9 protein-coding genes are annotated in these 12,668 nt (G+C 38.1%); 6 read left to right on the plus strand and 3 right to left on the minus strand.

All coding sequences use genetic code 11. From position 1 onward, the window contains the following. Positions 1–406: 406 nt before the first annotated feature. Positions 407–907, minus strand: a complete 501-nt coding sequence (locus tag H7254_RS16325; protein WP_301933978.1) for a hypothetical protein — start codon at positions 905–907, stop codon at positions 407–409. Positions 908–1,123: 216 nt separating this feature from the next. Then, positions 1,124–2,824 (minus strand): gamma-glutamyltransferase, encoded by a 1,701-nt coding sequence (ggt, locus tag H7254_RS16330; RefSeq protein WP_301933979.1) that lies wholly within the window; start codon positions 2,822–2,824, stop codon positions 1,124–1,126. 76 nt (positions 2,825–2,900) lie between these two features. Between ggt and H7254_RS16335 the strand changes: the two genes are divergently transcribed. From H7254_RS16335 to lpxB, 5 genes are all read left to right on the plus strand, one after another. Further along, a complete protein-coding gene (locus tag H7254_RS16335; protein ID WP_301933980.1) occupies positions 2,901–5,414 on the plus strand; it encodes a M14 metallopeptidase family protein in 2,514 nt (837 codons plus the stop codon). A gap of 148 nt (positions 5,415–5,562) precedes the next feature. Continuing rightward, positions 5,563–8,073, plus strand: coding sequence for a PIG-L family deacetylase (locus tag H7254_RS16340; protein ID WP_301933981.1), 2,511 nt, complete (start codon positions 5,563–5,565; stop codon positions 8,071–8,073). A 102-nt stretch (positions 8,074–8,175) separates the two neighbouring features. Beyond that, complete coding sequence (locus H7254_RS16345) at positions 8,176–8,493, plus strand: hypothetical protein (protein WP_301933982.1); 318 nt, start codon at positions 8,176–8,178, stop codon at positions 8,491–8,493. A gap of 344 nt (positions 8,494–8,837) precedes the next feature. Then, a complete protein-coding gene (locus H7254_RS16350) occupies positions 8,838–10,466 on the plus strand; it encodes a sodium:solute symporter (RefSeq protein ID WP_301933983.1) in 1,629 nt (542 codons plus the stop codon). A 218-nt stretch (positions 10,467–10,684) separates the two neighbouring features. Continuing rightward, the gene (lpxB, locus tag H7254_RS16355) at positions 10,685–11,821 is read left to right on the plus strand and encodes a lipid-A-disaccharide synthase (RefSeq protein WP_301933984.1); all 1,137 of its coding nucleotides are present in this window, start codon (positions 10,685–10,687) and stop codon (positions 11,819–11,821) included. On the opposite strand, the gene H7254_RS21545 is transcribed toward lpxB, so the two are convergent. Continuing rightward, the gene (locus tag H7254_RS21545; protein WP_367875452.1) at positions 11,807–11,971 is read right to left on the minus strand and encodes a DUF6728 family protein; all 165 of its coding nucleotides are present in this window, start codon (positions 11,969–11,971) and stop codon (positions 11,807–11,809) included. The two genes, lpxB and H7254_RS21545, sit on opposite strands and share 15 nt — an antisense overlap. 222 nt (positions 11,972–12,193) lie before the next feature. Here H7254_RS21545 and msrB point away from each other — a divergent pair. Then, positions 12,194–12,668 (plus strand): peptide-methionine (R)-S-oxide reductase MsrB (gene msrB / locus H7254_RS16360; RefSeq protein WP_301933985.1); only part of this gene is annotated, 475 nt, incomplete at its 3' end.

Consider the following 12,668-nt stretch of genomic DNA (forward strand, 5'->3'; position numbering starts at 1 on the left):
AATGTCTTTTCATTTTCAATAGTGATATTTTTTGTTTGGTTTGCTTTTTAAATTTTAGGGTTTGTCATCCAATAAAGTTGCCATCAACGATTTAGGGCTTTGTGTTGGGATGGGAATCAGGGATCATTCAACTTCAAAAAATCTTAATTGAAAAAAGATAAGGATTTGTTCGTCAACCGCTATAACGCCCAAGCCTTGTGCTGCTTACGTTGAGTATTTGCGAAGAACGGGCATTGAAAAACGTCCCGTAACCGCAGCTACATTGATGAACTAAAAGTATAAATTAAAAACCAAAGCTAAATAGATAACTGTCAGCTGGGACCAAAGCCGCTATGTTGTTGAAGCCGAAGTTATAACAATCAGCCCGTTTTTTGTAAATACTGATGTTTGTTGCAAGCAGTTTTTGTCACGCTACACCGTTAACGCCTAAGTCAAAATACTTTTTTGTTGCTAAATTTATTTTGAAATTAAAGTAGCAATTACCGCCGTCTAAAACAGCAAGAATTCTTGTTTTCCATTTGTCGTTGTTCACTCTACAAAAGCAATTAACCCAAACTTCTTTTTGACCGCTTTTATTCGTCACGACTATTAACTGTTTTCTATAACTGCGATTCTTCAAGTCTATGCTCCATTGTTTATGGTCTTTGTTTAACGAATTGTTGTAGTTAGTCACACAAGCCAATAAAAAACTGTCAACCAAGTTCAATTCATTGTGTGTCAAAGTCGCAGTTTTAAAGGTGCTGTCAAAAGGCCACCTGCTTTTTTTGTTAAACTCAATTATTGCAGTCTTAGAAGTGTCAAACGTAAGTCCACTGCTTTGGTTTATAAGATTTTTGTCTATAGAGTTTTTGCTAGGCACTTGTCCACACGCAACAAATGATATTGTCGAAAAAATGGAAAATGTCAAGATGCTTATTATTGAATGTGGTGTCATTTTAAAATTGCTTGCAACACATGTATTATCGCTAAACTACCCTACTTTAAAAAAAAACAAATTTTTAATTCCTGTAAATAAATGCATCGTTAAAAAATGCGGAACTGTTGCAATAACGCAAATAGACCGGGCGGCCAATTGTAATTGTAACGTACTGCATAAAACTTCCGAAGTCTAAAAAAATGCTCATCAATATCCTTCCGCATCATCATCCCCTCTTTTATCGCCCACGGCAACAATTATTTTTTTTGCTCCGCCGGTAATTAATATCAGTTCGGTACGACCTATTTCGCCGCGTTTGTTTATTTTATAACCCATCGCTTTCAGTGCTTCTATCGTTGCCTCATTAAAATCATCTTCAACATAAATTTCGTCGGGTAACCATTGGTGATGAAACTTGGGTTTGTTCACTGCATCTTCGGCACTCATGCCAAAATCAACAATATTTACAATTGTTTGAATAACGCTGGTAGGGATGGTTGTACCACCGGGCGTACCCACTACCATAAAGGGCTGATTATTTTTAAGCACGATAGAAGGCGTCATACTGCTCAGCATTCTTTTGCCGGGTGCGATGGCATTGGCTTCGGTACCAACAGCCCCATACATATTAGGCACACCGGGCTTTACGCTAAAATCATCCATCTCATTATTTAAAATAAAACCAGCGCCCGCAACAACGGTGCGGCTTCCGTAACTGCCGTTTAATGTAGTGGTTACAGACACTGCATTGCCATCTTTATCTACAATACTCAGGTGCGTGGTTTCTTCACTTTCTTTGATATGGCCTGCTTTTATTATTTCGCTGCTGCCTGCTTTACCAGGTGTATAATCCTGCATTCTTTGCGCAAGGTATTGATCGCTTACAAGCGTTTTAACGGGTACTTTTACAAAGTCTGCATCGCCCATATACTGCGCCCTGTCTGCATAAGCCCTCCGTTCTGCTTCCGCCATTAATTGTACACTTGCGGCTGATTGAAATTTCATGGCGCCAATATTTTTAACTTCAATCATTTTTAAAACCTGCTCCATAATAATACCACCGCTGCTGGGCAACGGCATGGTAACAATGTGACAATTTTTATAATTAAATTCCATTGCCTTTCTCTCTTTTGCTTTGTAATTTTTTAAATCTTCCAGGGTTATGATGCCTTTTCCCTTTTCCATTTCAGCTACAATTAGCCGGGCAGTTTCGCCTGCATAAAAATCTTTGGCGCCAAAATCTCTGATGCGTTTGAGGGTGTTGGCCAATTCCTTTTGTATAAGAATATCGCCTTTTTTCCAGTCTGTCTCTTTAACAAAAACAGAGGGGGTAGTATTAAGTTGTACAAATTCTTTTTTCAATTCATTCAGATCACCGGCCTGGTGCTGGCTGATGGCAAATCCTTTTTCTGCAAGGTCAATGGCGGGTTGCACCAGTTGTTTAAATGGAAGTTTTGCATACTTTAAACACGCAAATAATCCTGCAATGGTACCGGGTACACCGCTTGCCAGGTGGCCATCCTGCGATAAGTTCATTTGTGGGGTACCGTTGGCATCCAAATACATATCCCTGCTGGCTTTAGCTGGCGCCATCTCCCTGTAATCGAGGCTAATGTTTTTGCCATTTTTTAAATGAGCAACCATAAAACCGCCGCCGCCAATATTGCCTGCACCCGGATAAACCACTGCCAGTACCAGTTGTGTTGCAATGGCTGCGTCTACCGCATTACCACCATTTTTTAAAATCTGGATACCAGCCTTGCTCGCCAATGGGTGTGCTGATACCACTGCAGCTTTTACTCCGCTTACTTTTTTTTGTGAGTGGTATTGGTAAGCATTGATTTGTGCTGTACATTGCACAACCAGGCAATAAAATAATATACTCAACACAATCCTGGGATATTTCATCTGCTGTATTTTTTAATGATAAATATTTTTTTTTAATAATCTTACATCAAAACCACCTCAATACTAAAGCCTTTTTATGTATAAAAAAATTGTTGTCTTTTTATTTTTTGCCTGTACCAGTTATTTTTCTATTGCCCAATCCATTAAAAGCCCGGATGAATTTTTAGGATATCCTTTGGGAAGTAAATATACACCTCACTTCAAAATAGTAAATTATTTTAAATATGCCGTAGCTGCCATGCCCCAGGTAATGAAACTGGATCAATATGGCGAAACCAATGAAGGCAGGCCCTTACTGCTGGCCTATGTGGCAACTGCCGAAAACCTTGCAAGGCTGGAAGATATCCGAAAAAATAATTTACGGCTTACCGGTATATTGACCGATCAGCCGGGTAATACTGATGCACCAGCCATCGTTTGGTTAAGCTACAATGTACATGGCAACGAAACCAGCAGCAGTGAAGCGGCTATGAAGGTATTATATGAATTATTAAATCCCGCAAACAGCAATACAAAAGAGTGGCTAAAAAATACGGTGATTATTATTGACCCCTGCATTAACCCGGATGGCAGAGACAGGTATGTAAACTGGTTTACCCAAATGAGTGGCAAAAATGCCAACCCCGACAGACAGTCCAGGGAACATGTGGAACCATGGCCGGGTGGAAGAACCAATCATTATAATTTTGATTTAAACCGGGATTGGGCCTGGCAAACACAGGTTGAAACACAGCAACGGTTAAAAATGTACAATCAATGGATGCCGCAGGTACACAGCGATTATCATGAACAGGGCTTCAACAATCCTTATTATTTTGCACCAGCCGCCCAACCATATCACGAAGCCGTTACTCCATGGCAAAAAGATTTTCAGGTAACTATTGGAAAAAACAATGCTAAATATTTTGATGAAAATGGCTGGCTGTATTTTACCAAAGAAGTGTTTGATCTTTTTTATCCCGCCTATGGCGATACTTACCCTATTTACAATGGCGCCATCGGTATGACATTTGAACAGGGTGGAGGCCCAAGAGGTGGATCAACAGTTATTATTAACAATGGGGATACGCTTACTTTAAAAGACAGGATTGCCCACCATTTTACTACCTCCATGAGTACGATCGAGACGGTGAATAAGAACAATGAAAAACTGATGAAGGAGTTTAGTAAGTTTTTTACCAGCGAAAAAAATAATGGTGTGGGCGAATACAAATCTTTTGTTATTACCGACGTAAACAGCACCAGGATAAATGCCCTGAAAAAAATGCTGGATGGCAATGGCATTGTATACAGCACCGCGGCAATCAGCAACGCAAAAGGATATAATTATTTTTCGGGCAAAGAAGAAACATTTAATGCAGCAGGTAGTTTGGTAATTAGTACTTACCAGCCAAAAGGTACGCTGGTAAAGGTTTTATTTGAACCAAAAACAAAATTAGCTGATTCTGCCACGTATGATATTACAGCCTGGAGCCTGCCTTATGTATACGGATTACAGGCGTATGCGGTAAAAGAAAAAATGGCGGTTACTCCTTATATTGCAAAACCAATCAATACTGTTATTCCCGAAACTTCGTATGGCTACCTGGTGAATTATAGTTCTTTTGAAGAAGCTAAATTTTTAGCGGCTTTGTTAAATGCAGACATCAAAGTAAGGTTTGCAGAAAAAGACTTTACGCTGAATGGAAAGAAATTTCAACGGGGTACTTTGATTGTTTTAAAAAAAGGAAATGAATCCAAACTGGCCGCATTCGCTGCCGCAGCACAAAAAATGGATTTGAGCGTAACTGCTATATCAACCGGATTTATGGAAAGCGGCAATGATTTTGGAAGCAGTAAAACACACTTCATTCGTAAACCAAAAGTGGTGCTGTTAACCGGTAAAGGAGTAGATGCATCGGCTGCAGGCGAAGTGTGGCATTTGTTTGACCAGCAACTGAATTACCCGCTTACCCTTATCAACGCAGATGATTTTGATAATATAAGTCTTAAGAATATTGATGTAATTATTTTACCTAACGGCAATTATAAATTTTTAAGCGATAAAGAACAGGGTGCAGCATTAAAAACCTGGGTAAAGCAAGGCGGTAAAATTATTGCTATTGAAAATGCGGTTACTCAAATGGCCAATAACGACTGGGGTTTAAAGTTAAAAAAAGAAGAGGATGAAAAAGATAAAGATAAGAAAGACGAACAAAAAGTATCGTACGCAGATATTAAACTCTTTGAAGAAAACGAACATGATGGAATTAAAAGTAATGTTGCTGGTGCAATTTATAAATTAGATATGGACAACTCTCATCCGCTTGCTTTTGGATATCCCAATTACTATTTTACTTTAAAGCAGGACGGCAATATGTATGAATTTTTAAAGGATGGATGGAATGTAGGTGTTATAAAAAAAAACAGTAAGGTAGCGGGTTTTGTGGGCAGCAAGGTAAAAGATAAAATTAAAGATGGTACTTCAATAGGCGTGCAGGACTTTGGTCAGGGCAGCATTATTTATTTATCTGACGACCCAATTTTTCGTTGCTTCTGGGAGAATGGAAAACTGTTGTTATCCAATGCAGTTTTTTTTGTAGGCCAGTAAGCGGGCATAGTCCTTACCACTACAAATGAAAAGCAGTAACCTTGTTTAGCAAAGTAATTTTGATAGAATACTAAAAATTTACGGCTACAATTACACCTGCTTTTTTGCGCCGGAATTTGCATCTCTAACAATTAAAAAAAGAATGAAATTGACAAAGAATAATGCTCCTGGTTTTTCAGCAAAACAAATGATCTGTTTGTTGTTATTAATTTTTGTGCAGGCAACGCTGTTTGCGCAAACCAAAAAAACATATACTTCTTCAGAAATATTACAGCAAATAAAAAAGCTGAATGTATTGGGATCTGTATTGTATATAGCGGCACATCCGGATGATGAAAATACCAGGCTGTTAGCTTACCTGGCCAATGAAAAATTAGTGCGTACAGGCTACCTAAGTTTAACAAGAGGTGATGGCGGACAAAATTTAATTGGGGATGAACAGGGAATAGATCTTGGATTAATTCGCACACAGGAATTATTGTCAGCCAGACGTATTGATGGGGCGGAACAGTTTTTTAGCAGGGCCTACGATTTTGGATTTTGTAAAACACCCGAAGAAGCATTGAAAACCTGGGGCCACGATAAAATTTTGAGTGACGTGGTTTGGGTGATCCGCAAATTCAGACCCGATGTAATCATTGCACGTTTTCCGGAAGATAGCAGGGCAGGTCATGGCCATCATGCAGCTTCGGGTATCCTTGCCCGGGAGGCTTTCGATGCTGCAGCAGATCCTGCAAAATTTCCCGAACAGTTACAACAAGGTGTTAGCGTATGGCAGGCCAAACGCATGTTATGGAACACGTTTAATTTTGGCAACACCAATACACAAAGCGAGGACCAGTTTAAACTGGATGCCGGCACATACAATCCTTTACTGGGAAAAAGTTATGGAGAGCTGGCGGCGCTTGGCCGCAGTCAGCACAAAAGTCAGGGCTTTGGCGTACCGGCACAAAGGGGTGAGGCCATTGAATATTTTGTAACCATAAAAGGTGATAAGCCTGTGAATGATTTATTGGATGGTGTTGATATTAGCTGGAAAAGAACAGGAGCAGCCAATGACATACAGCGAACGATTGATTCTATTTACCGAAATTATTCAGCAGAACATCCAGAAAATAGTGTTGCTCAGCTGGTACGTTTGTATAAAAAGATAGCCACTATTAAAGATGGATTTTGGAGAGAGCAAAAGCAAAATGATATAAAAAAACTGCTGGAATATTGCAGTGGCTTATTTATGGAAGCCATGGCTGCCAGTGAGTATGCAGTGGAGGGCGACAGTCTTAAAATTAACACCACCATCAACAACAGGATGGGCATTGCGCTTTCCAATGCATTTGTAAATATGTATGATATTTATCACGGCTTTGACGCATTGAAAAAAAATATAAATGCCAGTTTTGGCTTGTCTGTTTATATACGGCCCGATCAAAAAGTATCGCAACCGTACTGGCTGGAAAACAAAATGGACAAAGGAAGTTTTACTATTACTGATCAGCAGCAAATTGGTAAAGCAGAAAATGATCCGCTGAGTATTGTATTTGGTGCAACCATTGACGGCGAAAATTTTAAATTTATAAAGCCAATACGTTATAAATATACTGATCCGGTAAAGGGCGAAATTTACCAACCGGTGCAACTGATTTACCCTGTTAATATCAACAGCGCCCCCTCCATGCTGATATTTAAAAACGATGATGTAAACGTTGAAAGGAATATTCATTTTACGCTGCAGGCAAATATGCCGGTGAACGGACAGGTACAATTTAAATACAATAACAACAGCAAGTCTGTAACAGTATTTGATTCAGTATTACACATGAAGATGGGTGAAAGAAAATTTGTGGATGTTGCTATCAACAGTGACGCAATTGCAAAAAATTCAAAGGATTTTTATGGGGGTAAATTGTCGTCCAGAATTTTTCACCAGGACCAGTTTTACTCGCTGCATAAAATTAATTACGATCACATACCTGAGATAAATTATAATTATTACGACCAGGTACCGGTTTTAAAAATTGACCTGAAAATTGCAGGTAGTCTGGTAGGCTATATTGCCGGTGCCGGCGATAAAGTACCACAGGCACTTGAACAAATGGGCTATAAGGTAGTGACGTTGAAACCAGCAGACTGTACGGTTGCTAATTTAAAACAGTTTGATGCAGTGGTAACCGGTGTGCGGGCTTATAACATCAACGAATGGCTGAGCAACAGCTATGATGCACTGATGCAATATGTAAAGGATGGAGGTGTTTTACTTACGCAATACAATACCAGCAATACTATCGGGCCTGTAAAGGCAAAGATGTCGCCTTACCCTTTTAATATCAGCCGCAGCCGTGTTACCAACGAAGATGCAACCGTAAATTTTTTATTGCCCGGCCATCCTGCATTAAATTATCCAAATAAAATAACACAAAAAGATTTTGAAGGCTGGGTGCAGGAGCGAAGTATTTATAATGCAGAAAATATTGACGGTAATTTTCAGCGTATTTTAAGTATGAAAGACCCCAATGAAAATGAGCAGGACGGAAGCCTGATTATTGCCAATTATGGAAAAGGAAGATTTGTGTACACCGGGCTGGTATTTTTTAGAGAATTGCCGGCGGCTGTACCTGGTGCTTACCGTTTATTTGCTAACTTGATTGCAGCTACAAAATAATTCGATTAAATAGATTATTAAACAACTGCGGTTGTTGAGCATGGTGAACTTGTCCTTTTAGGAGATTACTGACAAATCATTAATAATTTTTAATAATAATTTATGGCTAAAGTTAAAGTTCAGCGAGCCCGTGAATTTATGAATCTGTTTAGAAATTATACAATTTTTATTGACGGCCAAAAAGTTGGCACAATTGGAAACGGACAACTCATTCAGTTGGAAACTTCGCCTGGGCAACATAAAATATCTGCAAAAATAGATTGGTGCAGTAGTCAGGAAATAACTTTTGCTACAGAGGAAAATGTAAGTAAAACATTTACTGTAGGCGGTTTTAAAAATGCCGGTTTTTTATTCGTGGCTTTTGTTTCAACAATGGTATTGCATTTTTTACTGAATTATTTTTTCGGTTTAAATATTTAATCATCTTTTCATTTCCTTTGCTGCTTTTTATAGCTTTATTTACAAATTTTGGAAGAGAAAAATATTTGAACCTGATTGAATTATAAATATGCATATCTACGTACATATATACCCGGTGATCTAGGTAAGTACTGATCAAATAATGGAGCGTATTAATAATCTAAAATAAATTATGGAACAGGAAAAATCATACTGGAAAAAATGGTACCTGGTGGTGCTGTTTTTTTTACTGTTTCAAATTGCCGCCTATTATTTTATAACACGGTATTTTAAGTAAGATTAACTTTTGCGTTACATAAAATATATTATAATTACTGATTCAATAAAACTGTTGAAGCCTGTTTATGAGTAACCTGGACTGGATTATATTAATTGCTACACTATCAGGAATTATCATTTATGGTATGTACAAAAGCCGTACTACAAAAAATTTAGACGGCTACTTTTTAAGCAACCGCAGCATGCCCTGGTACCTGGTGCTGCTAAGCATTATGGGCACCCAGGCAAGCGCTATTACATTCATCAGTGCACCTGGTCAGGCTTATACCGATGGGATGCGTTTTGTACAATATTACTTTGGCCTGCCGCTGGCCATGATTGTGATCTGTATATTTTTTGCACCCGTGTTCAGAAAATTAAAAGTGTACACCGCCTACGAGTTTTTAGAAAACAGGTTTGATGTAAAAACCAGAACCCTTACTTCGGGATTATTTTTATTGTCAAGAGGTCTTTCAACCGGTATCAGTATTTATGCGCCTTCTATTATTTTAAGTTCCTTATTGGGATGGAATATTTATTATACCAACCTGGTAATGGGCGGCTTGCTGATTATTTATACCATGAGTGGTGGTGCAAAAGCAGTAGCTTATACACAGCAACTGCAACTGATAATTATCATTGGGGGAATGTTTCTTGCAGGTTATCTGGTTGTGAGATTAATGCCAGCCAATATTGGTTTTACCGACGCTTTAAAACTGGCAGGCGGTCAGGGAAAAATGAACATCATTACCACGGGGGTCACCAATAATCATTTTGACTGGAAAGATAAATACAATATCTGGAGTGGCGTAATTGGAGGATTTTTTTTAGCGCTCAGTTATTTTGGTACCGATCAAAGTCAGGTGGGACGATACTTAACAGCAAAATCAGATAGGGAAAGTAAAGTAGGATTGCTTATGAACGGGCTTGTTAAAGTACCCATGCAGTTTTTAATTTTGCTGGTAGGTGTATTGGTGTTTTCATTTTATCAATACCATAAAGCGCCGATTTATTTTGACGAATCAAAAATTGTTGCAGCAAAAAAAACTCCCTATAAAGATGCGTTGGTTGAACTGGAACAAAAATATACCACGGATATCGCAAAACAGGATGTACAGAAACTAAATGAATTGCGCACGCAATACAAAACCATTTTAAAAAAAGCCTTGCCCGGCGATGATGCCAATGATACCAATTATATCTTTCTTCGCTTTGTAGTTGATAATTTGCCCAAGGGTTTAGTAGGGTTATTAATTGCCGTTATTTTTTTAGCCGCCTGGGGAAGCATTGCAGCTGCCCTGAATTCATTGGCTTCCTGCACCGTAGTTGACTTTCATAAAAAATTCATCAACAAAGATTGTACGGAACAAAAGGATTACAATATCAGCCGGTGGTATACATTTGGCTGGGGTGTTTTTTGTATTATTGTTGCCATGTTTGCCTATAACCTGGGCAATAGTTTAATTGAGGCAGTAAATATTTTAGGCTCGCTTTTTTACGGCGTAATACTGGGTATTTTTCTGGTGGCATTCTGGATAAAACATGTACGCGGTAATGCTGTTTTTATTGCGGCTGTTATTTCTGAAATACTTATTTTTTTAATTTATGCACTTAATATTATTTCTTTTTTATGGCTTAATGTTATAGGAGCTTTTTTGGTAATTGTGCTGAGTTTACTATTGCAGCCAATACTTTCTTTTAGTAAAAAAAATTAAATCCGTTTTAAAACGCTGCAATCCGGCGGTCTTAAAAATTGATAGTGAAATAATCTAACAGTTTTTTATCTTAAGGAGAGTCAGGTTACAGTTTCTTTTTTGTGCTGCATGTTATTTTAGTGAAGAGAAAATAGGCCTGGTTAAAATGTTTCCCCATTAAAGAAATGATATTTTTTTATAAATACGTATAAGTTAATTTGCAAGGGAATTATACAACTATGCAATATTATATTATAGCGGGTGAAGCAAGCGGCGATCTGCATGGCAGTAACCTGATAAAAGAATTACGGTTGCTTGATAGTATGGCAGACATCCGCTGCTGGGGAGGTAATAAAATGGAAGCCGCAGGAGCCATTCTGGTAAAGCATTACAAAGAACTGGCCTTTATGGGCTTTGCAGAAGTAATAAAAAACCTGCCCACCATTTTTAAAAATTTAGACTTCTGTAAAAAAGATATTTTTGCATATAAACCAGATGCACTGATATTAATTGATTACCCGGGTTTTAATTTACGCATTGCAGCATGGGCCAAACAAAGGGGCATAAGAGTGATTTATTACATTTCACCACAGGTATGGGCATGGAAGGAAAGCAGGGTGAAGGGCATAAAAAAATCGGTGGATAAAATGCTGGTTATCCTGCCATTTGAAAAAGAATTTTATAAAAAATGGAATTACGAAGTGGAATACGTTGGTCACCCGCTGGTACAGGTAATTGATGAATTTAAACTGCAGTATTTTAATGAAGCAAGTGTTTACAAAGCAGCTTCTTTTCCAAATAACGGGGTAAATATTATTGCACTGTTACCTGGCAGCCGGAAGCAGGAAATTTTAAAAAAATTACCGGTTATGTTACAGGTAGCGGCTAATTTTCCACTCTATCATTTTGTAGTGGCCAAAGCGCCAGGCCTGGAAGAAAGTTTTTACAACGATTTGCTGGCACCCTATAAAAATGTTTCTTCTGTAGTAAATAAAACGTACGAATTGTTGAGTCAGTCAAAGGCCGCACTGGTTACCAGCGGAACAGCTACGCTGGAAACGGCTTTGTTTGAAGTACCGGAAGTGGTATGTTACAAAGGCAGTGCGATATCTTACCAGATTGCCCGCTGGCTTATCCGCATTAAATACATTTGCCTGGTAAACCTGATAATGGATAGGGAAGTGGTAAAAGAATTGATTCAGCATAATCTAACTGTAAAAAATATTACAACAGAATTAACCAGCATTTTATTTGATACAGCAAAAAAACAGCAATTGCAAAAAGACTATACTGAGCTAAAAGCATTGCTGGGAAAAAGCGGAAACGCTTCTGCCCATGCTGCCAAAAGCATCTATCAGTACTTAACGACGCAGTAATTTAAATGCCAGTATAATCAATCCTATCAAAAAAAGAAAAATAGAAATACGGTTAATACCGTGCATAAATTTTATCGAAAAATTTTTAGGTGTATCCGAATCTCTTTTCTTTATGTATAAATACTGTGCAATCTGATTCCACATCCCCATAAAATGATTATTTAGTGTTTTATTAATTATGCCTTGAACCGGATCAGCTGCTAAAATATAAAATCCATGTTAAACGTCATTTTAATTATTCCGTGTAATTCATCCAATTCAGATAATTCAACAATCGAAACTTTATTTTGTTAAAAATGTTAAACATTTGTGTCTTCTTAAACCCTAATGATCCGTCTTTCGTATCTTTTATAAAATTATAACCGATTTATTATGACTAAAATATTTATTGTTGCAATTACTTTTTTATTTACGGCCTGTAATGCACAAACAAAAACAAACAATGCTTCTGCTGGTAAAAAATTTGCCGTTGCAAAAACAGACGAAGAATGGAAAAAGCAATTAAGTCCCATTGCCTATACGGTTACCCGTAAAGAAGGTACCGAGCAGGCCTACAGCGGCAAATACTGGGATAATCACGAAAAAGGAACTTTCAGTTGTATCTGTTGCGGTTTGGATCTTTTTAGCAGCGATACCAAATTTGAAAGTGGTACGGGCTGGCCAAGTTTTTACCAGCCCATCAATAAAACCTGCCTGCTGGATGAATCAGATAATACATTTGGAATGGATCGTACAAAAGTTACCTGTAGCAGATGTGGCGCTCATTTAGGCCATGTATTTGATGATGGCCCCAAACCAACCGGCTTACGGTATTGCATGAATTCTGTTTCGCTCAATTTTACAAAAA

It is taken from the genome of Ferruginibacter sp. (assembly GCF_014377975.1).
In the GTDB taxonomy this organism is placed as follows: domain Bacteria; phylum Bacteroidota; class Bacteroidia; order Chitinophagales; family Chitinophagaceae; genus Ferruginibacter.